The sequence below is a fragment of the Microbacterium sp. NPDC089695 genome (assembly GCF_044749085.1).
Lineage (GTDB): Bacteria > Actinomycetota > Actinomycetes > Actinomycetales > Microbacteriaceae > Microbacterium.
Genome location: NZ_JBIVHG010000001.1, coordinates 511,249 through 536,349, shown reverse-complemented (window position 1 = coordinate 536,349; position 25,101 = coordinate 511,249). Strand labels below are relative to the sequence as shown.

General features: G+C 69.7%; 21 protein-coding genes and 1 riboswitch. Of the genes, 12 read left to right on the top strand and 9 right to left on the bottom strand.

Annotated features, from left to right (window positions below; genetic code table 11):
• Positions 1–126: 126 nt before the first annotated feature.
• Together ACIPYT_RS02680 and ACIPYT_RS02675 are read left to right on the top strand one after the other, a co-directional pair.
• A complete protein-coding gene (locus ACIPYT_RS02680) occupies positions 127–1,854 on the top strand; it encodes an ABC transporter ATP-binding protein (protein ID WP_401070390.1) in 1,728 nt (575 codons plus the stop codon).
• Positions 1,851–4,082 (top strand): ABC transporter ATP-binding protein, encoded by a 2,232-nt coding sequence (locus ACIPYT_RS02675; RefSeq protein ID WP_401070388.1) that lies wholly within the window; start codon positions 1,851–1,853, stop codon positions 4,080–4,082. Before ACIPYT_RS02680 ends, ACIPYT_RS02675 begins: the two co-directional genes overlap by 4 nt.
• Positions 4,083–4,241: 159 nt before the next feature.
• On the opposite strand, the gene ACIPYT_RS02670 is transcribed toward ACIPYT_RS02675, so the two are convergent.
• Complete coding sequence (locus ACIPYT_RS02670; RefSeq protein WP_401070386.1) at positions 4,242–5,753, bottom strand: D-alanyl-D-alanine carboxypeptidase family protein; 1,512 nt, start codon at positions 5,751–5,753, stop codon at positions 4,242–4,244.
• Positions 5,754–5,834: 81 nt separating this feature from the next.
• A riboswitch (TPP riboswitch) is annotated at positions 5,835–5,944 on the top strand.
• Here ACIPYT_RS02670 and ACIPYT_RS02665 point away from each other — a divergent pair.
• From ACIPYT_RS02665 to ACIPYT_RS02645, 5 genes are all read left to right on the top strand, one after another.
• Complete coding sequence (locus ACIPYT_RS02665) at positions 5,938–6,594, top strand: ECF transporter S component (protein ID WP_401070385.1); 657 nt, start codon at positions 5,938–5,940, stop codon at positions 6,592–6,594. (Overlaps the previous riboswitch by 7 nt.)
• A complete protein-coding gene (locus tag ACIPYT_RS02660; protein WP_401070384.1) occupies positions 6,591–8,051 on the top strand; it encodes an ABC transporter ATP-binding protein in 1,461 nt (486 codons plus the stop codon). The genes ACIPYT_RS02665 and ACIPYT_RS02660 overlap by 4 nt, the downstream gene beginning before the upstream one ends.
• Positions 8,048–8,845, top strand: a complete 798-nt coding sequence (locus tag ACIPYT_RS02655; protein WP_401070382.1) for an energy-coupling factor transporter transmembrane component T family protein — start codon at positions 8,048–8,050, stop codon at positions 8,843–8,845. Before ACIPYT_RS02660 ends, ACIPYT_RS02655 begins: the two co-directional genes overlap by 4 nt.
• Positions 8,846–9,044: 199 nt before the next feature.
• Positions 9,045–10,079, top strand: a complete 1,035-nt coding sequence (locus ACIPYT_RS02650) for a TerC family protein (RefSeq protein WP_401070380.1) — start codon at positions 9,045–9,047, stop codon at positions 10,077–10,079.
• A gap of 91 nt (positions 10,080–10,170) precedes the next feature.
• Positions 10,171–11,466: a hemolysin family protein gene (locus ACIPYT_RS02645; protein WP_401070379.1), complete on the top strand. Its 1,296-nt coding sequence runs from the start codon at positions 10,171–10,173 to the stop codon at positions 11,464–11,466.
• Between the two features lie 13 nt (positions 11,467–11,479).
• Here the strand turns inward: ACIPYT_RS02645 and ACIPYT_RS02640 are convergent, their stop codons facing one another.
• Entirely contained in the window at positions 11,480–12,205 is a 726-nt protein-coding gene (locus ACIPYT_RS02640) for a phosphotransferase (RefSeq protein ID WP_401070378.1), read from the bottom strand.
• A 164-nt stretch (positions 12,206–12,369) separates the two neighbouring features.
• Here ACIPYT_RS02640 and ACIPYT_RS02635 point away from each other — a divergent pair, with 164 nt between their 5' ends.
• A complete protein-coding gene (locus ACIPYT_RS02635; protein ID WP_401070376.1) occupies positions 12,370–13,131 on the top strand; it encodes an SDR family NAD(P)-dependent oxidoreductase in 762 nt (253 codons plus the stop codon).
• A 23-nt stretch (positions 13,132–13,154) separates the two neighbouring features.
• A complete protein-coding gene (locus ACIPYT_RS02630) occupies positions 13,155–13,985 on the top strand; it encodes an SDR family oxidoreductase (RefSeq protein ID WP_401070375.1) in 831 nt (276 codons plus the stop codon).
• Positions 13,986–14,127: 142 nt separating this feature from the next.
• Here the strand turns inward: ACIPYT_RS02630 and ACIPYT_RS02625 are convergent, their stop codons facing one another.
• From ACIPYT_RS02625 to ACIPYT_RS02615, 3 genes are read right to left on the bottom strand one after another with little or no spacing between them, the layout of a single operon-like run.
• Entirely contained in the window at positions 14,128–14,877 is a 750-nt protein-coding gene (locus tag ACIPYT_RS02625) for a sulfite exporter TauE/SafE family protein (protein ID WP_401070373.1), read from the bottom strand.
• 7 nt (positions 14,878–14,884) lie between these two features.
• A complete protein-coding gene (locus ACIPYT_RS02620; RefSeq protein ID WP_401070371.1) occupies positions 14,885–15,580 on the bottom strand; it encodes an ankyrin repeat domain-containing protein in 696 nt (231 codons plus the stop codon).
• A 51-nt stretch (positions 15,581–15,631) separates the two neighbouring features.
• Entirely contained in the window at positions 15,632–16,270 is a 639-nt protein-coding gene (locus tag ACIPYT_RS02615) for a bifunctional 4-hydroxy-2-oxoglutarate aldolase/2-dehydro-3-deoxy-phosphogluconate aldolase (protein ID WP_401070370.1), read from the bottom strand.
• A 141-nt stretch (positions 16,271–16,411) separates the two neighbouring features.
• Here ACIPYT_RS02615 and rlmN point away from each other — a divergent pair, with 141 nt between their 5' ends.
• The 3 genes from rlmN (at position 16,412) to ACIPYT_RS02600 (ending at position 20,453) form a co-directional block, all read left to right on the top strand.
• A complete protein-coding gene (rlmN, locus tag ACIPYT_RS02610) occupies positions 16,412–17,704 on the top strand; it encodes a 23S rRNA (adenine(2503)-C(2))-methyltransferase RlmN (protein WP_401070368.1) in 1,293 nt (430 codons plus the stop codon).
• 74 nt (positions 17,705–17,778) lie between these two features.
• Positions 17,779–19,398: a DUF4407 domain-containing protein gene (locus ACIPYT_RS02605; RefSeq protein ID WP_401070366.1), complete on the top strand. Its 1,620-nt coding sequence runs from the start codon at positions 17,779–17,781 to the stop codon at positions 19,396–19,398.
• A gap of 41 nt (positions 19,399–19,439) precedes the next feature.
• Positions 19,440–20,453, top strand: a complete 1,014-nt coding sequence (locus tag ACIPYT_RS02600; protein WP_401070365.1) for an aldo/keto reductase family protein — start codon at positions 19,440–19,442, stop codon at positions 20,451–20,453.
• A gap of 123 nt (positions 20,454–20,576) precedes the next feature.
• On the opposite strand, the gene ACIPYT_RS02595 is transcribed toward ACIPYT_RS02600, so the two are convergent.
• From ACIPYT_RS02595 to ACIPYT_RS02580, 4 genes are all read right to left on the bottom strand, one after another.
• Positions 20,577–21,491, bottom strand: a complete 915-nt coding sequence (locus tag ACIPYT_RS02595) for a carbohydrate ABC transporter permease (RefSeq protein ID WP_200903823.1) — start codon at positions 21,489–21,491, stop codon at positions 20,577–20,579.
• On the bottom strand, positions 21,488–22,450 hold the full coding sequence (locus tag ACIPYT_RS02590) for a carbohydrate ABC transporter permease (protein WP_401070363.1): 963 nt from the start codon (positions 22,448–22,450) through the stop codon (positions 21,488–21,490). Before ACIPYT_RS02590 ends, ACIPYT_RS02595 begins: the two co-directional genes overlap by 4 nt.
• A gap of 3 nt (positions 22,451–22,453) precedes the next feature.
• Complete coding sequence (locus tag ACIPYT_RS02585; RefSeq protein ID WP_401070361.1) at positions 22,454–23,770, bottom strand: ABC transporter substrate-binding protein; 1,317 nt, start codon at positions 23,768–23,770, stop codon at positions 22,454–22,456.
• A gap of 70 nt (positions 23,771–23,840) precedes the next feature.
• Complete coding sequence (locus ACIPYT_RS02580) at positions 23,841–25,076, bottom strand: aminotransferase class V-fold PLP-dependent enzyme (protein ID WP_401070359.1); 1,236 nt, start codon at positions 25,074–25,076, stop codon at positions 23,841–23,843.
• Between the last annotated feature and the right edge of the window lie 25 nt (positions 25,077–25,101).

The window sequence follows — 25,101 nt, the reverse complement described above, 5'->3', positions numbered from 1 at the left end:
GCGAAGGTCCTCCCATAGGGGGATACGAATGTCCGAGGTTCGTGGCACTCTTGCATGTGCGCGATCGTCGGCCCGCCTCCGCCCGCCGGGAGATCCGCCGCGTAATCCTTCCTAGAAAGTCCGCCTGTGCTGGGAAAAATCCTTCTCCGTTATCTGTCCCGCTATAAGTGGTTGCTGCTCGTCGTCCTGGTGTTCCAGTTCGCGAGCGCTCTGGCCACCCTGTACCTGCCGCGTCTGAACGAAGACATCATCAACAAGGGCGTCGCGCTCTCCGACACCGCCTACATCTGGCGCACCGGCCTGTTCATGCTCGCGGTGTCGCTCGGGCAGATCATCGCGTCCATCATCGCGACCTACTTCGCGGCCCGAGCGGCCATGGGCGCCGGTCGCGACATCCGCTCCGACGTGTTCGGAAAGGTGAGCGGCTTCTCCGAGCGCGAGGTGTCGCAGTTCGGCGCCGGCTCGCTGATCACGCGCAACACCAACGATGTGCAGCAGGTGCAGATGCTGGCGATGATGGGCGCGACGATGCTCGTCACGGCGCCGCTGCTCGCGATCGGCGGCATCATCTTCGCCATCCAGACCAACGTCGGACTGAGCTGGCTCATCGCCGTCTCGGTGCCGCTGCTCCTGATCGTGGCCGGTCTCGTGGTGAGTCGCATGGTCCCGCTGTTCCGCAGCTACCAGGGCAAGCTCGACGCGGTGAACCGGGTCATGCGCGAGCAGCTCACGGGTGTGCGCGTCGTGCGCGCGTTCGTGCGCGAGCGCATCGAAGAGGGCCGCTTCCGCGAGGCGAACACCGACATCATGGTCGTCGGCCGCCGCGTCGGATCGCTGTTCGTGCTGCTGTTCCCGCTGTTCATGCTCATCCTCAACGTGACGGTGGTCGCGGTGATCTGGTTCGGCGGCATCGAGGTCAACACGGGCACGGCGCAGGTCGGCACGATCTTCGCCTTCATGCAGTACATCGGTCAGATCATGGGCGGTGTGATCATGGCCAGCTTCATGGCGATCATGATCCCGCGCGCCGCGGTCTCTGCCGAGCGCATCGGCGAGGTGCTCGAGACGGAGTCGAGCATGACGCGGCCCGACGCGGGTGTCACGACGTTCCCGGATGCCGGCGCCGTGTCGTTCGACGACGTCTCCTTCACCTACCCCGGCGCCGACGCACCCGTGCTCTCGGGCATCAGCTTCGGTGCGAGGCCCGGCGAGACCGTGGCGATCGTGGGCTCGACAGGAGCGGGCAAGACCACGCTCGTCTCCCTGATCCCCCGACTCTTCGACGTGTCGGCCGGTGCCGTGCTCGTCGGGGGCACGGATGTGCGAGAGGCCGACGTCGAGTCGCTGTGGGCGTCGATCGGTCTCGTACCGCAGCGCCCCTTCCTGTTCACCGGCACCGTCGCATCGAACCTCCGGTACGGCCGTGAGGACGCGACCGACGAGGAGCTCTGGCATGCGCTCGAGATCGCTCAGGGGCGCGACTTCGTCGAGGAGATGCCCGACGGCCTCGAGTCCCGCATCGCCCAGGGCGGCACGAACGTGTCGGGAGGTCAGCGGCAGCGTCTCGCGATCGCACGAGCGATCGTGCGGCAGCCGCAGATCCTCGTGTTCGACGACTCGTTCTCGGCGCTCGACCTGACGACCGACGCGAGGCTGCGGCAGGCGTTGTGGCGCGAGCTGCCCCACGTCACGAAGATCGTGGTCGCGCAGCGCGTCTCGACCATCACAGACGCCGATCGCATCGTGGTCCTCGAGGGAGGAACCATGGTGGACGTCGGCACGCACGAAGAACTGCTGGAGACGAGCGACACCTATCGGGAGATCGTCGAGTCGCAGCTGGGGGTGGACGCATGAGCGATCAGAAGCCGCAGAGGACGCGCCGTCAGCGCGGTGGCGCGCCGGCCGCGCCCGTCGTCGAGCAGGAGCTGACCGACGAGGAGAAGTACGAGGCCGAGCTCGCCGAGAAGGCGCGCCAGGACGGCGGCGGCTGGGACAGCGTCGCACCCGGAAAGGCCGACAACTTCGGCAAGAGCTTCAGCCGCATGATCGGGCTGCTCAAGCCGTCTGCCGTGTGGTTCGTCTTCGTGTCGGTGCTGGGGGCGATCGGCGTCGTGCTCACGGTCGCCGCACCCAAGGTGCTGGCCGAGGCGACGAACCTCATCTACACCGGGTTCCTGTCGAACCAGCTCGCGCAACCGCAGGGGGACTTCCCCGGTTTCCCGGACGGGACATCGCAGGCCGAGGTCGTCGAACAGCTGCGTGCGTTCGGGCAGGACGACTACGCGAACCAGGTCGCTGCGCTCCACGACTTCCAGGTCGGGGCGGGCATCGACTTCGACGCGCTGCGGTGGATCATCGCCGCGGTGCTGGCGATCTACATCGTCGCGGCCTTCCTGAGCTGGGTGCAGGGTTACGTGATCAACGTGATCATGGTCCGCACCATGTGGCGCCTGCGCGAGCGCGTCGAGGCGAAGATCAACCGCCTGCCCCTGTCGTACTTCGACAAGGTCCAGCGCGGAGACCTCATCTCGCGGGTGACGAACGACATCGACAACATCACGCAGACCATGCAGCAGTCGCTGTCGGGCGCGCTCACCGCCGTGCTCACCGTGGTCGGCGTGCTGGTGCTGATGTTCTCGATCTCCTGGCAGCTCGCGCTCGTCGCACTCGTCGCACTGCCTCTCATGGGAGTGATCTTCGGTGTGATCGGACCGCGGTCGCAGAAGGCCTTCGGCACGCAGTGGCGCAAGGTCGGCCGCCTCAACGCCCGTGTCGAGGAGTCGTTCTCCGGGCACGCGCTCGTCAAGGTCTTCGGCCGCGAGCAGGACGCGCTGCAGAAGTTCCGCGACGAGAACGAGGAGCTCTTCCAGGCGAGCTTCAAGGCGCAGTTCCTGTCGGGCATCATCATGCCCGCGATGACCTTCGTCGGGAGCCTCACGTACGTCGGCATCGCCGTGCTCGGCGGACTGATGGTGGCGAGCGGGCAGATCCGCATCGGTGACGTGCAGGCGTTCATCCAGTACTCGCAGCAGTTCACGCAGCCGCTGTCGGAACTCGGCGGCATGGCCGCGGTCGTGCAATCGGGAACCGCCTCGGCCGAACGCGTGTTCGAGCTGCTCGACGCGGATGAGCAGCAGGCGGATGCGAGCGACGCCCCGCGGTTCACGGAGGGCAAGGGCGTGATCGAGTTCGAGAACGTCGAGTTCTCCTACACGCCGGAACGGCCGCTCATCACCGATCTGTCGTTCCGGGTCGAGCCGGGGCAGACCGTCGCTATCGTCGGACCCACCGGGGCGGGGAAGACCACGCTGGTCAACCTCATCATGCGGTTCTACGAGCTCAGCGGAGGGCGCATCACGCTCGACGGGCAGAACATCTCCCAGGTCACGCGGGACGATCTGCGTTCCCGCACCGGAATGGTGCTCCAGGATCCGTGGCTCTTCGCCGGCAGCATCCGGGAGAACATCCGGTACGGCCGCTCCGATGCGACCGACGACGAGGTGCTCGACGCCGCCAAGGCGACTTACGTCGACCGCTTCGTGCGTGCGCTCCCCGACGGCTACGACACCGTGCTCGATGAGGACGCCTCGAACGTGTCGGCCGGCGAGCGGCAGCTGATCACGATCGCCCGTGCATTCGTGGCGCAGCCGTCGATCCTCATCCTCGACGAGGCGACCTCGGCCGTCGACACGCGCACCGAGCTGCTGCTGCAGCACGCGATGGCCGCGCTGCGGCAGGGACGCACGTCGTTCGTGATCGCGCACCGTCTGTCGACGATCCGCGACGCCGATCTCATCCTCGTCATGGAGCACGGCGACATCGTCGAGAAGGGCACGCACGACGAGCTCATCGCCGCCCAGGGCGCGTACTGGCGTCTCTACCAGTCGCAGTTCGAACAGGCGGCCACCGACATCGATGCGGAAGAGGCGCTCACCGGCACCACTCCGGTCGTGGTCAGCGGAGAGGCCGACGAGGTCGCTGCGGCGCAGGTCGGAGCATCCGTGGGTGCGCAGATGCCCACGGCAGAGGCGGCGGCCGCCCAGCGGGTCGTCGAACGTCCCGACGGAGAGTCGCAGGCCTGAGGCCCGTCCACGAGAGCGCCGTGTCCCCGTCGAGGGGCGCGGCGCTCTCCTGCGTCTCGTCTACGTGCGGGTCATCCTGTCGACGGTCGGCGTCGCGATGCACGCGAGGTTCACACGACAGGGGGCAGGTCGAGCCGGCCGATCGCGCCGACGGGCGCGTCAGCGCTGTGCGTCGGTGAGACCGAACAGCTCGAGCGGGTGCGTGAGACGCCACCACGGACTCGGCCCATCGATGTCGTCCGCGAGAGCGAGAGGCGTCACGACCGAGTTGAGCGGACCCGACACGAGCAGCGAGCCCACCTCGTCGCCGCCGTCACGCCGATCGCCGAGGTCGAACGTCGGCACCGCCTGCGCACCCGTGCCGTTCCACAGGATGATGTCGGCATCGGATGCCGCGACGACGTCGACCGAGGCGCCCCACAGCGTCGTGACGCTGCCGATCACGGCATCCTCCGCCACCGCAGGCTGCGTCGCGGTGAGGGCGGCCTCGACCTGTGCGAACAGCGCCCTCGTCTCGGCGAGACGCTGCTCGTCGTCGACCTGGCCGAGCACCGCCGCGTACATCCGCACGGTGGTGTCGTCGACCATGATGTCCTTGGCCGTCAGCAGGTTCCAGCTGTCGCCGAGCGTGCCGGTCTTGACGCCGACGACGCCAGCGTCGGCCAGCATGCCGTTCGTGTTGATCACCGTCCCCGCGCCGGGCAGGTCGACCGACGGCGTGCTGACGATGCTCGCGAACACCGGGTTCTGCATCGCCCGCTCGGCGAGCGCGATCAACGACTCGGGGGTCGCCGTGTTGCGCTCATCGAATCCTGACGGCGTCGCGATCGTGATCCCGTCGAGCCCGCGATCGCGCAGCCACACCGTGGCCGCCGAGGCGAACGCCGCATCCGACCCCCAGATCTCGCGCGACAGGCGGTCGATGTAGTTGTTGGCCGAGCCCATCAGCGTGCCCTGCAGCAGCTGGTACTCCGTGAGCGTGCCGCCGACCGGCACGTCGAGCGCCGACTGATCCGAGCGTCGGTACTCCCAGTAGTCGCGGTTGTCCGCGCGTGTGAACGCGAACTCCGGTCCCTGCTCCCCGAGGGCGAGCGGCATGCGCTCCAGCACCATGAGGCTCGACACGACCTTGGTGACGCTGGCGATCACGGCGGGATCGAGAGACGACGCCGTGGTGCCGAGTCCGCCGATGCCGACCGCGGCGCTGCCCTGCACGGGCCAGATGATCTCGGCAGGCGTCGCCGCCGTCGGAGTGAACTCGGCGGCCTGCACCGTGGGGGGCAGTTCATGCAGCGGCCAGAGCAGGGTCGCGCCCGCGTAGGTGGCGAGCAGTCCCACGAGGGCGCCGATCGGCACCAGGATGCCGGGACTCGCCGCACGCGCGCGCAGTCGGGCTCCACGGAGCAGTGTGCCCGCGACCTCGGGGTCAGCGTCGAGGGTCAGTGGGCCCGTCGACGTGTGCTGCGCAACCTCGATCGGATCGACCCAGGTCAGTGCCGTCCCGCCGGAGCCGGCCTCGGCCCATCGCGTCTCGGGGGTGACCTCGTCTGTCGTCCGATCGATCGGCGCCGTGCCCGCATCCGCGGTCTCGTCGTCCTGGGGTGCGAGCACGGTCGTCGCCTCGGCGGTCGACGGTTCCGGGGCGGCCTCGGATGATCGGTGAGCGGTCACCTCCTCACGGTACCCAATCCCGGCGCGGATTCCGGGCGGTGGGAGCGGAGTGCGCGGGGTGTCGGACCCGGGTAGGATCATCAGCACAACCACGGGAGTCCGGCGAGCCGGGCTGAGAGGGAGCGAATCGCGCTTCGACCGTCGAACCTGATCTGGGTCATGCCAGCGCAGGGAGGAGCTATCAATGAGCACATCCACGTCCGGATCCACCACGGAATCCGCCGTCGTCACCGCGCCCGCGAATGGGCTCGGCCGTCCTGAGCTGTGGCGCTGGCGCGTCGTCGACATCGTCGTCGCCAGTGTCATCGCCGTCGCCTGCGCGCTGATCTTCCTGCTGTGGAATGTGGGCTACGAGGTGCCCAGCAGCATCCTCACCCCACTGCTCCCCGGCGTGCAGGGGCTGCTCGCCGGGCCCTGGCTGATCGCCGGCGTCCTCGGCGCCCTGATCATCCGCAAGCCGGGCGCCGCGCTGTACACCGAGCTCGTCGCGGCGATCATCTCGGCTCTCGTCGGCAACGCGTGGGGGCCGCTCACGATCGTGTCCGGTCTCGTGCAGGGGCTCGGCGCCGAACTGGTCTTCCTCGTGTTCCTGTACGGGGTGTGGCGGCTGCCGGTCGTGATGCTCGCGGGCGCCGGCGCCGGTCTCGCGTGCGGCATCAACGACCGCATCCTCTGGTACGCGGGCGCCGACACCCTCTTCACGACCGTCTACATCGTGTCGACGACGGTCTCGGGCGCGATCATCGCGGGCCTCGGTGCGTGGCTGATCGCCCGCGGTCTTGCGGCGACGGGCGCGCTCGGCCGGTTCGCCGCCGGGCGCGAGGTCACCGCACGCGTGTGACCGCGCCGGCGACTCCCGCCGCCCTCACCGCGCACGGCTGGGGATGGCGCTATGCGACACGTCATCGATGGGCCGTGCGCGACATCGACCTGCGCATCGAACCGGGGGAGCGGGTGCTGCTGCTCGGCGCCTCCGGCTCGGGCAAGTCGACTCTGCTGCAGGGCTTCGGCGGCGTGCTCGGCGGGGCCGACGAGGGCGAGACGCTCGGGGCGCTGCTCGTCGACGGCCGCTCGCCCACCGAGGCGCGCGGGCGGGTCGGGATGGTGCTGCAGGATCCCGATACGCAGACGATCCTCGCGCGGGTCGGTGACGACGTCGCGTTCGGGTGCGAGAACCTCGGCGTCCCCCGCGAGGAGATCTGGAGCCGGGTGCGGCAGGCGTTGGACGCCGTCGAGCTCGACGTCGCGCTCGACCGGTCGACCGCCGCGCTGTCGGGCGGGCAGAAGCAGCGGTTGGCCCTCGCGGGCGTGCTCGCGATGAGGCCGGGGGCGATCCTGCTCGACGAACCGACCGCGAACCTCGACCCGGGTGGTGTCGAGGATGTGCGGGATGCCGTCGCCGCGGCGCTCGACGCCACGGGCGCGACGCTCGTCGTGATCGAGCATCGCATCGACGTCTGGCTGCCGCTCGTGAACCGCGTGATCGTGCTCGGGGCGGAGGCCGAGGGCACAGTCGTGCTCGCCGACGGCAGTCCCGATGAGGTGCTGGGCGCGCGGGGCGCCGAGCTCGCGGCATCCGGTGTCTGGGTGCCCGGGCACCCTCCCCGCGTTCCGGCGCCGCCGGTGTCGGCGCCCGGGGACGAGCTGGTCACGGCGCACGGGCTCGAGGTGGGTCGCCGCCGCGGGCTCGCGGTCGCCGGCCCCTTCGACCTCGACGTGCGGGCCGGCGAGGTGCTCGGCGTCACGGGACCCAACGGCGCGGGCAAGTCGACGCTCGGGCTGACTCTCGCGGGGCTCATCCCGGCCGAGCACGGCCGCGTCGAGGCTCACCCCCTGCTCGCCGGAGACGCCGGCTCCGATCCGATGCGCTGGTCGTCCCGTGCGCTGCTCACGCGCATCGGCACCGTGCTGCAGACGCCCGAGCACCAACTGCTCGCGAAGACCGTGCGGGAGGAGCTCGCGGTCGGTCCCCGGGCCCTGCGCCTGCCGCCGGATGAGATCGCGGCGCGCACCGACGACCTGCTCGATCGGCTGCGGCTGCGCGCCCTGGCCGAGGCCAATCCGTACACGCTTTCGGGCGGCGAGAAGAGGCGGCTCACAGTGGCTGCGGCGCTCGCGACGCGTCCCCGGATGCTCGTGCTCGACGAACCCACGTTCGGCCAGGACGCCGTGACGTGGGCGGAACTCGTGGCGCTGATCGCAGCGCTGCGCGACGACGGCACGGCCGTGGTCGCGATCAGTCACGACGACGCGGTGCTGAGCGCGCTGCACGCCCGACGGATCGAGGTCGGACGATGATCGACCCGCTCACCGCGCGCGTCGAGCGCACGGGCCCCATCGCTCCGCGCTCCGCACTCGCCAAGCTCGCCGCGGCGCTGCTCATCGCCCTGCCGCTCGTGCTCACGATCGACGTGGTGTCGGCCGCGGTCGCGCTGCTGCTCGAGGTCCCGCTGCTCCTGCTCGCGGGTCTTCGCGCGCGGGAGTTCTGGACCAGAACAGCGGTGCTGTGGATCGCGGCCCCGCTCGGCGCGGTCACGATCGCGCTGTACGGTGCCACGAGCGGCACCGTGTACGTCGAGTGGTTCGTGGTGCGCGTGAGCGACGGATCCCTCGCGCTCGCCGCCGCGACGGCCGTGCGCGTGCTCGCGATCGGACTCCCCGCGGTCGTGCTGTTCGTGACGGTCGATCCGACCGATCTGGCCGACGATCTCGCACAGCGTCTGCGACTGCCGGCGAGGTTCGTGGTCGGAGCGCTCGCCGGCATGCGGATGCTCGGACTGCTCGTCGACGACTGGCGTGCCCTCTCGTTGGCGCGGCGGGCGCGCGGCGTCGCCGACGAGGGGCGGGTGCGGCGTGCGTTCGGCATGGCCTTCGCCCTGTTCGTGCTGGCGATCCGGCGCGGGTCCTCGCTCGCGACCGCGATGGAGGCGCGTGGATTCGGCGGACCCGGCATCCGCTCCTGGGCGCGCACGTCGCGCTGGGATCGGCGTGACACGGTGCTCGTGCTGATCGCGGCCGTGATCCCGGTCGTGGCGCTGACCGTCGCCGTGCTGACCGGGTCGTGGAACTTCATCCTCGGCCCGGCCGCGTGACCGGTCCGTCGAGCCCGGCCGTGCGCTGGCGCTGACCGGGCCTCCGCGCCTGGTATCATCGAAGCAACCCAAGGGGAGTACTCCGCCACGGGCGGCTCGTCATTACGGATGCGGTTGCATCCCGGGTCCCCGGTCCTCGATCATGAGGATGGAGAAGACCTTGGCGTCGACATCGTCACGCCTTCGTCTGGAGAACCCTGTGGACATCACCCCCCTCGTGTGGATCATCACGATCCTCGTCACGATCGCCTTCTTCGTGTACGAGTTCTTCGCGCACGTCCGCACGCCGCACGAGCCCACCGTCGGCGAGTCGGCCCGCTGGTCGGCGTTCTACATCGGCCTCGCGCTGCTGTTCGGCGTCGGCATCGGCGTCGTCTCCGGGTGGAAGTTCGGCGGCGAGTACTTCGCCGGGTATCTCACCGAGAAGGCCCTGTCGATCGACAACCTCTTCGTGTTCCTGATCGTGATGACCGGCTTCGCGGTGCCGAAGATCTACCAGCAGAAGGTGCTGATGATCGGCATCGTGATCGCGCTGGTCATGCGCGGCGCGTTCATCGCGGTCGGCGCCGCCCTGATCGAGAACTTCTCCTGGATCTTCTACCTGTTCGGCGCGCTGCTGCTCGTGCTCGCGTACCGTCAGGCCTTCGCCGACGGCGACCACAACCCCGCCGACGGACGGTTCATGCGTTTCGTCCGTCGCATCCTCCCGGTCAGCGACCAGTACGAGGGCGACCGTCTCACGGTCAAGAAGGACGGGCGTCGCTTCGTCACGCCGATGTTCCTCGTGATCATCGCGATCGGCTTCGTCGACCTGATCTTCGCGGTCGACTCGATCCCTGCGATCTACGGGCTCACGGAGGAGGCGTACATCGTCTTCACCGCCAACGCCTTCGCGCTCATGGGTCTGCGTCAGCTGTACTTCCTCATCGGCGGACTGCTGCAGAAGCTCGTCTACCTCGCGCAGGGCCTCGCGGTCATCCTCGCCTTCATCGGTGTGAAGCTCGTGCTGCACGCCATGCACGTCAACGAGCTGCCGTTCATCAACGGCGGCGAGCCGATGCTGTGGGCGCCCGAGATCCCGATCTGGTTCTCGCTGCTCTTCATCGGCCTGACGATCGCGGTCGCGACCGTGGCGAGCCTGCTGAAGTCGCGCGCCGACGAGCGCAAGGCCGCCGTCGAGACCGCCCCGCACACCACCGCCCTCACGACCGACACAGACAAGGATCACTCGTGAACCAGTCGCGCCGCTCCGACGCGTCCGCAGACCCTGACAGACCCGGCGCCCGACTGACCTCGGGCACCCCCGCACCGCCGGAGCCGGTCCGATGACCGCCGACCTGCTGTGGAACATCGCGCTGGTCCTCGTGTTCGTGCTGGTCGGCGGCGTCTTCGCTGCGACCGAGATGGCGCTCGTGACGCTGCGCGAGAGCCAGATCAACGCGATCGCGGCACGCGGTCGTCGCGGAGCGAAGGTCGCGGGACTCGCCCGCAACCCGAACACGTTCCTGTCGGCCGTGCAGATCGGCGTGACCGTGGCCGGGTTCGCGTCGGCCGCGTACGGCGCCACCTCGATCGCGCCTTCGGTCGCTCCGCTGCTCCAGTCGTGGGGTCTCGACGAGCAGCTGTCCTTCACGCTCGCGACGGTCATCCTGACGCTGCTGATCGCCTACCTGTCGCTCGTGCTCGGCGAGCTCGTGCCCAAGCGCCTCGCGATCCAGCGCAACGCGCAGTTCGCGTACGCCGTGGCACCCGTGCTCGACGGCTTCGCGACGATCATGCGGCCGGTCATCTGGCTGCTGTCGGTGTCGACCAACGCGCTCGTGCGCCTGCTCGGCGGTGATCCGCACAAGACGGCCGACGAGCTGAGCGAGGAGGAGCTGCGCGACATCGTCGCGACCCATCAGAGCCTCCCCGACGACGAGCGCCGCATCCTCGACGACGTGCTGTCGCTGCGCGATCGCCAAGTGAGCGAGGTCATGCGCCCGCGCCCGGAGGTCGTCGCGCTCGACGCCGCCGCTCCTCTGGCCAAGGCGATCGTGCAGGTCACCGAGCTGCCGTTCTCTCGCTATCCGGTGGTCGACACCTCGATCGACGACATCGTGGGCTTCGTGCACGTGCGCGACCTGTTCGAGGCGGCGTCGGCGGATGCCTCCCGCACGGTCGAGACGCTCACCCGGCCCGTCGAGTACCTGCCGTCGACGGCGCGCGTGCTGCCCACGCTGACGCGCATGCGGGCCGCAGGGCACCAGATCGCGGTCGTGGTCGACGAGTACGGCGGCACCGACGGCATCGTGACGCTCGAGGACCTCGTGGAGGAGGTCGTCGGCGAGATCTTCGACGAGTACGACCCGGAGGAGCGGATGCCGGCGGCAGGCGGTCCTCTCGACGGGCGCCTCAACCTGCAGGACTTCGCCGAGATCACGGGAGTCGTCCTGCCTCGCGGAGCGTCCGACACCGTCGCGGGTTTCGTGACCGAGATGCTCGGTCGTCTCGCGGTGGTCGGGGACGTGGTCGAGGTACCAGGAGCGACGATCCGCGTGACGGGCGTGGATCGGCGACGGATCTCGGAGATCCGGGTGACGGTGCACGACGAGGGCGGTGCGGAGGACGCATCCGTCTAGGCGGGCACGCGGTTCAGGTCGCGTTCCAGAGCCGCCGGTAGTAATCCAGACGCACGGGGTCGGGGTCGACGCCGTAGGCCGCGATGAGCGGTTCCTCCCACCCGGGGCCGTAGTTCCACTCGGTGCTCATGGACGCGACGGCGATGTCGGCCCAGCGGTCGGCGGCGCCGAGGGCCGCGAGGTCGACGTGCGCGAGCGGGTGTCCGTCGTCGTCGAGCAGGGTGTTCGGCACGCAGGCATCGCCGTGGCACACGACGAGGCGGTCGACGGATGGGGCGGTGCGCAGATCGAGGGGCACCGAGACACCGCGCGCGGCGGCGTTCTCGATGCGGGTCGCCGGGTCCCACGACCACGGGCACTCCGCGACGGGCAGCGCGTCGTGCAGACGCCGGAGCGCGGCGCCGACCGCGCGCACCGCCGTATCGGGCTCGGCGATCCACCGCGGATCCACCGCGCTGCGGCCGGACAGCGCCGCCGTCACGAGCCACTCCTGCACGGCATCCTCGCCCTGCTCGAGCACCTCGGGCACGATCGTCCAGCGGCGAGCCCAGCGCATCCGCTCGGCTTCGTCGCGCATGGTCGCCTCGGCGTCGTGTGGCCCCCACTTGATATAGCGCTCGTCGTCGGTGCGGAACGTCAGACCGCCGATGCCGTTGCGCCAGACCGGGGTGAGCCGTGCGCCGCGGGCGAGTGTCCGCACGATCACGGGGATGTCGACGTCGTCTCCCGGGATGCTCATGCGTCCATCCTGCCCGGGATGCCGGGCGAGCGGCTGATGCCCGGACGCGCAGCGCGTCGATGACTTAGGCTCGGACCGTTCCCGAGGGCGACGACCTCGCTCCAGGATGACACCCGGAATCAGCTAGGCTGAGACCCAGTCGCACACGTTCGAAGGAGAACCGCATGCAGATCCAGGGTTCGAGCGCTCTCGTCACGGGAGGCGCCTCCGGGCTGGGCCTCGCGACCGCCCGCGCGCTCGCCGCTGCCGGAGCCGTCGTCACGATCCTCGACCTGCCGTCATCGGCGGGAGCCGAGATCGCGCAGGAGCTGGGCGGCACGTTCGCGCCCGGCGACGTCACGAGCCCCGAAGACGCGGCGGCGGCCGTCGCCGCCGCCCAGGCCTCCGCACCGTTGCGGATCGTCGTGAACTGCGCCGGCATCGCCCCGCCTGCCAAGGTTCTCGACCGCGAGGGCACGCCCGCTGTGCTCGCCGACTTCGAACGCATCGTGCGCATCAACCTCGTCGGCACCTTCAACGTCCTCTCGCAGGCCGCCGCCGTGATCGCGAAGAACGACCCGACCGATGGCGGCTCCCGCGGAGTCGTCGTCAATACCGCGAGCGTCGCGGCCTTCGACGGGCAGATCGGCCAGCCCGCTTACTCGGCCTCCAAGGGCGGTGTGCACGCCATGACGCTGCCCATCGCGCGCGAGCTCGCCCGCCACGGCATCCGCGTCTGCACGATCGCACCGGGGATCATGGAGACGCCCATGCTCATGGGGCTCCCGCAGGAGGCTCAGGACTCGCTCGGCACGCAGGTGCCGTTCCCGTCGCGGCTCGGGCGCCCCGCGGAGTACGCGTCGCTCGTGCAGCAGATCGTCGAGAACGACTACCTCAACGGCGAGACGATCCGCCTCGACGGCGCGATCCGGATGGCGCCGAAGTGACCGCACGCACCGAAGGAGAACCCATGTCCCTCGCCGGGAAGACCATCCTCATGTCGGGCGGCAGCCGCGGCATCGGCCTCGCGATCGCTCTGCGCGCCGCCGCCGACGGTGCGAACATCGCCATGCTCGCGAAGACCGACACTCCGCATCCGAAGCTCGAGGGCACGGTGCACACCGCCGCCGAGCAGATCCGGGCGGCCGGCGGTCTGGCTCTGCCGATCGTGGGCGACGTGCGCGACGACGACGACATCACCGAGGCCGTGCTCAAGACGCAGGGCGAGTTCGGCGGCATCGACATCGTCGTCAACAACGCCAGCGTGATCGACCTCTCGCGCTCGCTCGACCTCGGCGCCAAGAAGTACGACCTGATGCAGGACGTCAACGTGCGCGGCACCTTCATGCTGTCGCGTGCGGCCGTGCCGATCCTCAAGGATGCCGAGAACCCGCACATCCTGTCGCTGTCGCCGCCCCTCAACCCGACGCCGAAGTGGCTCGGCGCCCACACCGGGTACACGCTCGCGAAGTTCGGCATGACGATGGTCACGCTCGGTCTCGCCGCGGAGTTCGCGCGCGACGGCATCGCCGCCAACACGCTGTGGCCGCGCACGACGATCGCGACCGCCGCGGTGCAGAACCTGCTCGGCGGCGACAAGGTCATGGCCGCGAGTCGCACCGCCGACATCTACGCGGACGCCGCGTACGCGGTACTCACGAAGCCTGCGGCGGGGTACACCGGGCAGACGCTGATCGTGGAGGACGTGCTCGAGGCCGACGGTGTCACCGACTTCTCGGGCTACGCGGCGATCCCCGGCACCCCCGACGACCGGCTGTTCCCGGACATCTTCCTCGACTGAAGTCCGTTCAGCTTTCACAACTCCGGAGAAGCTGCGCCCGGAGCCCCGGTTCGGGCCGTATCCGAGGCCAAACCACGCAGAACTCCGGAGTTGTGAAACGAAGCGTGCCGGAGCGCGGCCCGGAGCGCGGCCGGGACGGGCCTCAGAACAGCAGGTAGATCGCGCCCGCGACCGTCAGGACGATGACGATGCGGTCGAACAGCCGCTGATCCATGCGCCTCGCGACCGCGATGCCGACGAGCGCGCCGACCACGACGAGCGGTGCGAGCACGGCATCCATGAGCAGTACCGGCCCGTGGAAGAGTCCGAGCCCCGCGAGGAACGGCACCTTCACGACGTTGATGATCGCGAAGAACCAGGCGGAAGTGCCCAGGAACACCTGCACCGGTGTGCGCGTCGCGAGGAAGTACATCGACATCACCGGTCCGCCCGCATTGGCGACCATGGTCGTGAAGCCGCCGAGCGTGCCGTACGTGCCCGCGAGCAGGATGCCGCCGCGCGGCGTCTCGACGGCATCCGAGCGGCTCTGCCGCCACCGGCGCCACAGGGTCACGGCGATCATGAGCAGCAGGATGACGCCGATCGCGCGGCGCACGATGCCGTCGCCGGCGACCGCGAGGAACGCGAACCCGACGATGAGTCCGGCTACCACGGCGGGGGCGAGACGCAGCAGCGTCGGCCAGTGCGCGTGCCGACGATAGGCGAGCAGCGCGAACACATCGCCCACCATGAGCAGCAGGAGCATCGCCGCGGTCGAGGTGCGGGCCGGCAGTACGGCCGCGAACACGGCGATCGCGAGGATGTTGCCCCCGGGCAGTGCGGTCTTCGAGATGCCGATCGTGACCGCGGCGACGCCGAGCGCGGCCCAGGCCCAGGGTTCGAGGTCGATCACCGTGCGTTCAGCCCTTCAGCAGGGCGGCGATCGCGTCGTAGCCGCGCGACGTCGCGAGGTCGAGCGGGAGCACGCCGTCGCCGTCGGGGATGGTCATGTCGGCGCCGCCGTCGAGGAGCGCCCGCACCACCTCGACATACGCGTCCGAGCCGTCGCCCAGCACGATCGCCTCGTGCAGCGCGGTCCAGCCGAGGTTGTTCACGTGGTCGGGATCGACGCCCGCGTCGAGCAGGATCCCGACCGTCGACAGGAGCCCGCGCTCGGATGCCGGGATGAGCGCCGTGCCGCCGAAGCGGTTCGTGCTCGTGAGGTCGGCGCCGTTGTCGAGCGTCAGACGCAGGATCTCGTCGTGCCCGCGGGCGCCCGCATACAGGTACGCGGAATCCTGGATGTCGTCCTTCGCGTTCACGTCGGCGCCGGCCTCGATCAGCGCGCGCGCCGCGTCGACGTGATTCGCCTTGGTCGCGGCCACGAGTGCGGTCATGCCGCCGTCGCCGCGCGCCTCGATCTCGGCGCCCGCGTCGAGCGCCGCCCGCACGGCGTCGGCATCGCCGTCGGTCGCGGCGGCGAGCAGGTCACGGGTGGCGTCGGACATGGCGGTCTCCGCAGTGGCAGGTGTGCCGGTCGCCGATGTGCACGCCGACAGTCCCAGCGCGACGATGGTCGCGAGGGCGCCGACGAACAGCATCCGGACGGTTCTCATGGTTCTGGTATACCAAATCCGCCCGAAAGGATGTGCACAGCGTCGGTGGGATCAGCCTCGCGACGCCGCGAGCGCCGCGGCGAAACGAGCCGCGCGCTGCTCGAGATCGGCCCAATCGGCGTTCGCGATCGAGGCGCCGTTCGCGAGGTCGCCGCCGGCGCCGACCGCGAGCGCGCCCGCGCGGAACCAGTCGGCCAGGTTGTCGGGCGTCACGCCTCCCGTGGGCATCAGGGTCGCGTCGGGGAACGGGCCGCGCAGCGCGCCGAGGTACGAGGGGCCGCCCAGCGAGGCGGGGAAGATCTTCACGACGTCGACACCGAGCTCGATCGCGCCCATGACCTCGGTCGGGGTCATGGCGCCGGTCATCACGACGCGTCCGGTGTCGAGCATGGTGCGCGTGAGGGCGGGCAGGGTGCCGGGGCTCACGAGGAACTCGGCGCCGGCGTCAGCGGCGGCTGTCGCCTGCTCGGTGGTGGTCACGGTGCCCGCGCCGATGTAGGCGGCGTCGCCGTGCCGGGCGACGAGCTCGCGGATGACCGCGGGGGCGTCGGGAGTCGAGAAGGTCACCTCGATGCCGGTCACCCCGCCGCGGATGATCGCCTCGGACGCCTCGAGGGCGGCCTCGGGGGAGGGGGCGCGGAGGACGGCGAGGACGCCGGTGGAGCGGGCGCGGTCGAGACGGTCGGACATCGGGTCTCCTTCGGGTGGGGTGCGTCCATTCTCCCGGACGCCAACCTGTAGTGACAAGCCGCGTGACGTCGCGAGGCGGGGCGGGTGGGAGACGCCGGCGCCTCCAGCCGCCTCCCACCCGACCCCCGGTACCCTGGAAGCATGACCGAGAAGCCCCGCACGCGCGAGACGCGCCCCACGACCGCGTCGTCCCGTCCCGCGGGGACGACGATCCGCGCCACCGGCGGCGGCGCCCAGGTCCGCCCCGCGACCGAGGGTTGGACCCAGCAGAAGGATGCCGAGGGGCGGCCGCTCCTGCAGTTCGCGAGCCCCAAGCGCGGCAAGCCGCCCGTGCACCTCGCCGACCTCACGCCGACTGAGCGCGTCGACAAGGTCAAGGAGCTGGGCCTCCCCGGGTTCCGCGCCAAGCAGCTCTCCACGCACTACTTCCGGCACTACACGTCGGACGCCGCGGAGATGACCGACCTCCCCGCCGGCATCCGCGACGAGCTCGTCGCCGGCATGCTCCCGCCGCTCATGAGCGAGGTGCGCCGCCTCGAGACCGATCGCGGCGACACGATCAAGTTCCTGTGGCGTCTGCACGACGGCGCCCTCGTCGAGTCGGTGCTCATGCGCTACCCGGGCCGCATCACGCTGTGCGTGTCGTCTCAGGCAGGATGCGGCATGAACTGCCCGTTCTGCGCCACAGGCCAGGCCGGCCTCACGCGCAACATGTCGACCGCCGAGATCGTCGAGCAGATCGTACGAGCCAACCGGCTGATCGCCGACGGCGGCCTGGGCGGCAAGAAGGCCGACGACCACTCCATGGAGCGTGTGTCGAACATCGTCTTCATGGGCATGGGCGAGCCGCTCGCGAACTACAAGCGGGTCATGGACGCCGTGCGCACCATGGTCGCGCCGCAGCCCGACGGCCTCGGCATGAGCGCCCGCGGCATCACGGTGTCGACGGTCGGCCTCGTGCCCGCGATCAACAAGCTCGCCGACGAGAACATCCCGGTGACCTTCGCGCTCTCGCTGCACGCGCCCGACGACCACCTGCGTGACGAGCTCATCCCGGTGAACTCCCGCTGGAAGGTCGACGAGGCGCTCGACGCCGCCTACGGCTACTACGCCAAGACGGGCCGTCGCGTGTCGATCGAGTACGCGCTCATCAAGGACATGAACGACCACGCCTGGCGCGCCGACCTCCTCGCCGAGAAGCTCAACCAGCGCGGCCGCGGCTGGGTGCACGTGAACCCGATCCCGCTGAACCCGACGCCCGGCTCGATCTGGACCTCGTCGGAGAAGGACGTGCAGGACGAGTTCGTGCGCCGGCTCAACGACGCCGGCATCCCGACGACCCTCCGCGACACCCGCGGCAAGGAGATCGACGGCGCGTGCGGTCAGCTCGTCGCGACGACCGAAGACGAGGCCGCGGCGGCCGCACTCGCCTGATCGACCCTGATCTCGCGGCGGGGACACAGGCTCCGTCCACGTGTTGCACAGGCGACCTTTCGTAGATTGTCGGGATGCCCTATTCCGCTCACCGTCCAGGACGGTTCGATTCGCAGGGGCGGATCATCCTCGACAGCGACCCGAACGCTGACACGGACGACCTCGACTTCCTGCGCGCGTACGAGCCGTCCGGTGCCGATCGTGCCGCCGATGCGCAGCCGACCGCGCCGATCGACGACCAGGCTCCGATGACGGACGAGGAGGATGCCGCGGCATCCCGTCCCGCGCGCGAGCCGAAGCCCCGTCGTCAGCCGCGCGAGCGGAAGCCGCGAGTTCCCGGCTCGCGCCTGCGCACGCTCGCGATCCTGGGCGGCGCGGACGGCGAGATCCTCGACCGCGTGCCGGGGGAGACCCCGCGGTTCGTGCAGATGTTCTTCGTGCTCGTCGGCACCGCGCTGGTCTCGGCGATCTCGATGCTGTTCGCGCTCACGACGGGCGTGCAGGCTGCGATCTGGTTGGCCGTGCCGCTCGCGATCGTGTGGGCGCTCATCATCTTCAACCTCGACCGCTTCCTCACGTCGACCATGACGTCGACCCGCAACGTGTGGCGTCTGATCGGCCTCGCGATCCCGCGTATCGTCATGGCCGCGATCATCGGCTTCGTGGTCGCCGAGCCGCTCGTGCTGCAGATCTTCCACAACGACATCGCACGCGAGGTCGCCTCGACCAACATCACGCAGGCGCAGTCCGACCAGGATGCCCTCGAGACCGGCCCCGAGAAGAAGGCGCTGGATGCGGCATCCGACCGTGTCGCCGCCCTCGAGAACCAGGCCGCGACGGGCATCGTCGCCGGCACCGACTCGTCGTCGGCGAGCGAGTCGGCCGCACAGGCGACGGTCGACGACATCACGGCCAAGATGACCGCGCAGCAGGGAGTGATCGACCAGGCGCGCGTGCTCTACCAGTGCGAGCTCACCGGAGAGGGCGCGGGCACCGTGCCCGGCTGCACCGGAGTGAACGGCGAAGGCGCGAGCTCGGATGCCGCGAAGGCCCAGCTCGCCGAAGCGCAGCAGACCTACGACGCGCTCGCCGCCCAGCTGCGCACCGCGAACGAGGAGCTCGCCGCCGCCGGGACCTCGGCCAAGGAGAACACGACGGCCTCCGAGGCCCAGAACCGCGAAGAGGCGAAGTCGCAGCTGCCCGCCGCTCGCGACTCGTACGAGACGGCGCTCGCCGCCTACAACGCCCGCGCCGAGTCCGTGGCTTCGGGCAACGCCGGCGCGGTCGGCCTGCTCAGCCAGATCAGCGGGCTGAACCGTCTGAGCGAGAAGGAGCCCACGATCCTGTGGGCGCACATCCTCATCGCGGCGCTGTTCTTCATGATCGAGCTGCTGCCCGTGCTCGTGAAGGTGCTCACCTCGTACGGCGACCCCTCGCTGTACGAGAAGGCCGCCGCGATCCGCAAGCAGGTCGCGCTCGACAGGGTCACCGCGGAGGGATTCCGCGACCGCGCGTCCATCGTGAACGAGCAGTCGACCGGCATCCAGGCGGAGGCGGATGCCGCGGCCCCCCAGACCCGCGCCGAGCGGCGCGAGGCGGAGCGCGCCGAGGCGGAAGAGCGCGACCGCGCCGAGCAGCGCTCCCAGGCGCAGACCCTCGAGGACCAGGAGCGGCTGCTGCAGACGCAGAGCTGAACGCGGCCCTCGGCCCCGGCATCCGCGAGTAGCGTTGCAGCATGGTCAACTATCGCTACCTCGGTAACAGCGGACTCAAGGTCTCGGAGATCACCTACGGCAACTGGGTCACCCATGCGTCGCAGGTCGGCGACGAGGCCGCCGTCAAGACGGTGCACGCCGCGCTGGATGCCGGCATCACGACGTTCGACACGGCCGACACCTACGCCAATACGGCCGCGGAGGTCGTGCTCGGCAAGGCTCTGGAGGGTCAGCGCCGCGAGAGCCTCGAGATCTTCACCAAGGTGTACTTCCCGACCGGTCCGAAGGGCCCGAACGACACCGGCCTCAGCCGCAAGCACATCATGGAGTCGATCAACGGCTCGCTGACGCGCCTCGGCACCGACTACGTCGACCTGTACCAGGCGCACCGGTTCGACTACGAGACCCCGCTCGAGGAGACGTTCCAGGCGTTCGCCGACGTCGTGCGCCAGGGCAAGGCGCTGTACATCGGCGTCTCGGAGTGGACCGCCGAGCAGCTGCAGGACGGACACGCGCTCGCGCGGCAGCTCGGCATCCAGCTCATCTCCAATCAGCCGCAGTACTCGATGCTGCACCGGGTGATCGAGGACAAGGTCGTGCCGACCTCGCAGGAGCTCGGCATCTCGCAGATCGTCTGGTCGTCGATGGCGCAGGGAGTGCTGAGCGGCAAGTACCTGCCGGGTCAGCCGCTGCCCGCCGGGTCGCGAGCCACCGATCCGCACAGCGGGTCGGAGTTCATCAAGACGTATCTGAAGGACGACATCCTCGCGGCCGTGCAGAACCTCGCACCGATCGCCGAGCAGGCGGGACTGACGATGCCGCAGCTCGCGATCGCGTGGGTGCTGCAGAACCCCAACGTCGCCGCGGCGCTCGTCGGCGCATCCCGTCCGGAGCAGCTCGCCGACACCGTCAAGGCCTCGGGCGTGACGCTAGACGCCGACACCCTGTCGGCGATCGACGAGGCCCTGGGCGACACGGTGAACCGGGACGCCGAAGCCACGTATGGGGTCTCCCCGAAGTCCCGTCTGGTCTGATCCACTGCGGCGGCGAGTCACCCGAGCCGAGCCACCCCCTTATCGCCGAACCCGCCCCTTGTGTGCTGCACGCAAGGGGCGGGTTCGTCGCAAGAGGGGTGGCTCGGCGAAGGATGCCGGGGGCTACTCCTTCACGGCGCCGGCGGTGAGGCCCTGCACGATCCAGCGGCTCGCGAGCGCGAACATCGCCATGGTCGGCAGGATCGTGAGCACGGCCGCGGCACTCATCGAGCCCCAGTCGATGTTGAACGTCGAGATGAAGCCGTTCAGCGCCGAGGGCACCGTGCGGTTCTCGTCGGTGTTCATCAGCACGACCGACAGGAACAGCTCGTTCCAGCAGTTGACGAAGTTGAAGATGAACGCCGCGATGATGCCGGGCGTCATCACGGGGACGAGCACGCGGAACAGGGCGCCGAGGCGCGAGCATCCGTCGATCATCGCCGCCTCCTCCAGCGCATCGGGCACGTTCTCGAAGAACCCCCGCAGCATGACCGTCGAGAACGGGATGCAGATCGCGATGTACACGAGGATCAGGCCGGGCTTGGTGTCGACGAGTCCCAGGTCGGTCATCATCGAGTACAGCGGCCCGAGCGCGATGAACGCGGGGATCATCTGTGTGAGCAGGAACGCGATCAGAACCGCGCCCTTGCCCCGGAACTCGAACCGGGCGATCACGTACGCGCTCAGCAGGGCGATGAGCGTCGCCACGGCTCCGGCCACGATCGCGACGAGCGCCGAATTGCCGAGGAACGTCGCGAACGCGCTCTGCTGGAAGAGCTTCACGTAGTTCTCGAACGACGGCTCGCTCGGCCAGTACTCGATCGGGAAGCGGTTGATCGTGCCCGGCGACTTGATCGACGTGAGGGCGATCCAATACAGCGGGAACAATGTGATCACGAGCCAGAGACCGAGGCCGACCACGCGGACGACGCCGCCCGCCGTGACGCGCCGACGGCCGCGCGGAGCCTTCGCGGCGTCGGGCACCGTCAGCACCCGTGTCTCGGTCATGGTCGTGCCGGTGGGGGTGGTGATGGTCATCGCTGGGCCCTCCGCATCGCCATCAGGTAGAACGCGCAGAACACGAACAGGAACGCGACGACGATCAGGCCGATCGCGCTCGCGATGCCGTAGTTGCCCTGCTGCGTGTAGTTGATCATCCAGGTCGTGATGATGTGCGTCTGGTTCGCCGGTCCGCCGTTCGTCATCGCGTAGATGATGTCGGGGAAGTTGAAGATCCAGATCACGCGCAGCAGGATCGTCAGCAGCAGCGTCACCGAGATGTACGGGATGATGATCGAGAACAGCTGCCGCACCTTGCCGGCGCCGTCGAGACTCGCGGCCTCGAGCATCTCATCGGGCACCGACTGCAGCGCCGCGAGGATCATGATCGCGAAGAACGTCACGCCGTACCAGACGTTCGCGACGATCACCGCGAACATCGCGAGCTTCGGGTCGGCCAGCCACGGCAGCGGGGCGTCGATGAGCCCGGCCTTCATGAGCAGGTCGTTGACGACGCCGAACTCCGCGTTGAACATCCAGCGGAACAGCATCCCGATCAGGAAGCCGGAGACCGCCCACGGGAAGAACACGAGCGCCTGGTAGACGCCGCGGAAGCGGAACCGCTTGCGCAGCGCGAGAGCGATGAGGAACCCGATCACGAGCTGCGGCACGAGCGAGCCGACGACCCAGAGGATCGAGTTGCCCGCGACGATCGGGAACGCCGGGTCCTGGAAGACGCGGACGAAGTTGTCGAAGCCGACCCACGGGGTCGAGGTGAGGTCCCACAGGTTCCAGTCGTGGAAGGCCATGCGCGCACCCTGCAGCATCGGCCAGTACGTGAACCACGCGACGAAGACGATCGCGGGGGCCATGAAGGCGAGCAGCGTCAGTGCGTGGCGTCCGCGGAACGGGCGCCGACGCGGCCCGGGGGAGACCCCGCCGGCGGCTTCTTTCGAAGCCGTGCCGGCGGAGCCTCTCTCACGCAGAGCGGATGACACGGGTCAGCCCTTCTCCGCAGCGTACTTCTCGGTCCAGAACGTGTCCCACGACTCGAGCAGCTCGCTGGTCGACATGTTGCCGAGCAGCACGTTCTGCACGTCCTGGTCGGACTTCTGGATCCACTCGGTCCACCAGCTCACGCCGCGCGGCTGGCGCACGTTCACGTAGGTCTCCGGGTCCTCGGTCATGGTGACGTAGCTGGTCCAGGGGCCGGTCGAGTAGAAGTCGTCGTCGGCGGCGTCGGCGATGATCGGCACGAGGCTGTTGGCCTGGGCGAACTCCGTCGCGGGCTCGGCCGACGACAGGAACTCGACGAGCTTCACGGCCGCATCCTGGTGCTCGCTGTTCTCGGCGACGCCCCAGCCGGCGACGGCCAGCGGCTGCGCGGCCTTGCCCGAGGGGCCGACGAGCAGCGGGGCGGTGTCCCACTGGTCCTCGGTGAGCGAGGAGTCCTGCACGGTCGCGATGACCTCCGGGTCCTGCAGGAGGAACGCGGTCGTGCCGTTCGTGAAGCCGGCGACCATCTCGGGGTAACCCCACGACACGGCCGAGGGCGGCGACGCCTCGGTGAAGAGGTCGAAGTAGTCGTCCACGGCATCCTGCGCCTCGGGAGCGGCGAAGATCGTCGAGCCGTCCTCCATGAGGAACGCGTCCTCGGTGTCGAGGCCGTCGATCGTGTAGGCCTCGATCGCGGCGACGACGTTGCTGTTGGCGTTGGGACCGCCGCGGAACGCGTAGCCGTACACGTTGTTCGACGGGTCCTGGATGGCGCTCGCCTGCTCGAGGAGGTCTTCCCAGCTGTGCGGTGGGCCGTCGAAGCCCGCCTCGGCCACGAGGTCGGTGCGGTAGAACAGCGAGAGGCCGTAGAAGCCGTACGGCACGAAGTAGCTCTTGCCGTCGGCGGCGACCGATGCGGCCTGCGCGTTGTCGGTCAGGGCGTCCCAGCCGTCCCACTTCTCGAGGTCGGCGCCCATGTCGTACAGCCAGCCGTTGTTCGCGAACGGGCCGACGGTGATGTCGCGGACCTCGAGCACGTCGACGCCCTTGCCCGACTGCAGCATCTGCTGGATCTTCGCGTCGGCCTGCTCGGTCGGCGGCGAGACCAGGTTGACCTTGATGTCGGGGTTCTCCTTCTCGAACTCGTCGAGCAGGCCGCGGATCAGGTCGGTGCGGGCCGGGTTCGTCAGGCTCTCGACCATCTGCAGGGTCACGGTGCCGTCGGCGGACGAGCCGCCGCTGCCGCCGGAGCAGCCGGTGAGCGCGAGGGCGGCGACGGTGCCGATTCCCGCGGCGGTCGTCAAGATGCAGTTCTTCTTCACGGGGTGCCTCTCAATGGTGGGTGGTGATGGTGGATCGGGTGGGACGTTCGGGCGGGTGGGACGGATGCCGTCAGGAGATGACGATCGGGTCGGCGGAGCGGATGCCGGCACGGCTGAGGATCTGCGGAACGCAGCGCTCGACGAACGCCGCGAAGTCGGACTCCTCTGTGTAGAGATGCGCAGACAGTCGGAAGTAGCCGACGCCGCGGAAGCTCGTGAACGCGGTCTCGACGCCGACCGCGTCGAGCAGGTCCATGCGCAGCGCGTCGGCCTCCTCGCGGGACGCGCCGAGTCCGAGCGGCAGACGCACCAGCCGCATCGACGGCACCGGCGAGGGGAGCGGCGTCAGCGGATCCTCGTCGCCGTAGGGACGCAGCGCCTCGGCGATCATCTCGGCCCCGGCATCCGCGATCTCGGCGATCGCGAGACGAGCGGCGGCCCACCCGAACTCGCTCTCGACGAAGTCGATCGCGGTGGGGGTGGCGAGGTAGGTCGTGGCGTCGATCGTGCCCTGCGTGTCGAAGCGCACGGGGTAGGGCTCACGGGCGGCCCAGGAGTCGATGAGCGGCCACAGTTCGTCGCGGTCGGGGGCCGACGTCACGAGCAGGGCGGAGCCGCGCGGGGCGCACGGCCACTTGTGCAGGTTGCCGAACCACCAGTCGCCGCCGGCGACCGCCGCGGCGTCGGCCACGAGGCCGGGGGCATGAGCGCCGTCGACGAGCGTGCGCACTCCCTGCTCGGCGGCGAGGTCCGCGATGCGGCGCGTGGGCAGCATCCGGGCGGTCGGCGAGGTGATCTGGTCGACCACGATCAGACGCGTGCGCGGGGTGATGGCGTCGGCGAACAGCTGCACGATCTCGTCGTCGGTGGCGAGCAGCGGCAGCGCGACCGCACGGACGCTCGCGCCGAACCGGCGGGCGAGGCGCTCGGCGCCCATCGTGATGGCGCCGTAGCCCTGATCGGTCACGAGGATCTCGTCGCCGGCCTCGAGCCGCAGCGCGTTGTAGACCACAGTCGCCGCGGCCGAGGCGTTCGGCACGAACACGCTGTCGTCGGGGCGGGCGCCCACGAACGGGGCGGTGCGCTCACGCGCCTCCTGCACGCGCTCGGCGATGCGGGGGAACCACTCGACGGGGCTGAGGTCGGCGCGGCGACGCAGCGCATCCTGATGGGCGACGACCGCAGACGGGACAGCGCCGAAGGAGCCGTGGTTGAGGTGGATCACCTCGGGGTCGAGGGGCCACGCGTCGCGCGCTCGCAGGCCGGAGGTCAGCGTGAGCGGTGCGGGGAACAGCGGTGCGGGCATCGATCCTCATCGGTGAGTCAGGGGC

Bases quoted from the DNA above. Each gene is read 5' to 3' on its own strand.
- ACIPYT_RS02665 (WP_401070385.1), top strand. From the start codon at position 5,938: ATGAGCACATCCACGTCCGGATCCACCACGGAATCCGCCGTCGTCACC.
- ACIPYT_RS02645 (WP_401070379.1), top strand. From the start codon at position 10,171: ATGACCGCCGACCTGCTGTGGAACATCGCGCTGGTCCTCGTGTTCGTG.
- ACIPYT_RS02630 (WP_401070375.1), top strand. From the start codon at position 13,155: ATGTCCCTCGCCGGGAAGACCATCCTCATGTCGGGCGGCAGCCGCGGC.
- ACIPYT_RS02635 (WP_401070376.1), top strand. From the start codon at position 12,370: ATGCAGATCCAGGGTTCGAGCGCTCTCGTCACGGGAGGCGCCTCCGGG.
- ACIPYT_RS02595 (WP_200903823.1), bottom strand. From the start codon at position 21,491: ATGACCATCACCACCCCCACCGGCACGACCATGACCGAGACACGGGTG.
- ACIPYT_RS02605 (WP_401070366.1), top strand. From the start codon at position 17,779: ATGCCCTATTCCGCTCACCGTCCAGGACGGTTCGATTCGCAGGGGCGG.
- ACIPYT_RS02675 (WP_401070388.1), top strand. From the start codon at position 1,851: ATGAGCGATCAGAAGCCGCAGAGGACGCGCCGTCAGCGCGGTGGCGCG.
- ACIPYT_RS02600 (WP_401070365.1), top strand. From the start codon at position 19,440: ATGGTCAACTATCGCTACCTCGGTAACAGCGGACTCAAGGTCTCGGAG.
- ACIPYT_RS02620 (WP_401070371.1), bottom strand. From the start codon at position 15,580: ATGAGAACCGTCCGGATGCTGTTCGTCGGCGCCCTCGCGACCATCGTC.
- ACIPYT_RS02640 (WP_401070378.1), bottom strand. From the start codon at position 12,205: ATGAGCATCCCGGGAGACGACGTCGACATCCCCGTGATCGTGCGGACA.
- ACIPYT_RS02615 (WP_401070370.1), bottom strand. From the start codon at position 16,270: ATGTCCGACCGTCTCGACCGCGCCCGCTCCACCGGCGTCCTCGCCGTC.
- rlmN (WP_401070368.1), top strand. From the start codon at position 16,412: ATGACCGAGAAGCCCCGCACGCGCGAGACGCGCCCCACGACCGCGTCG.
- ACIPYT_RS02580 (WP_401070359.1), bottom strand. From the start codon at position 25,076: ATGCCCGCACCGCTGTTCCCCGCACCGCTCACGCTGACCTCCGGCCTG.
- ACIPYT_RS02655 (WP_401070382.1), top strand. From the start codon at position 8,048: ATGATCGACCCGCTCACCGCGCGCGTCGAGCGCACGGGCCCCATCGCT.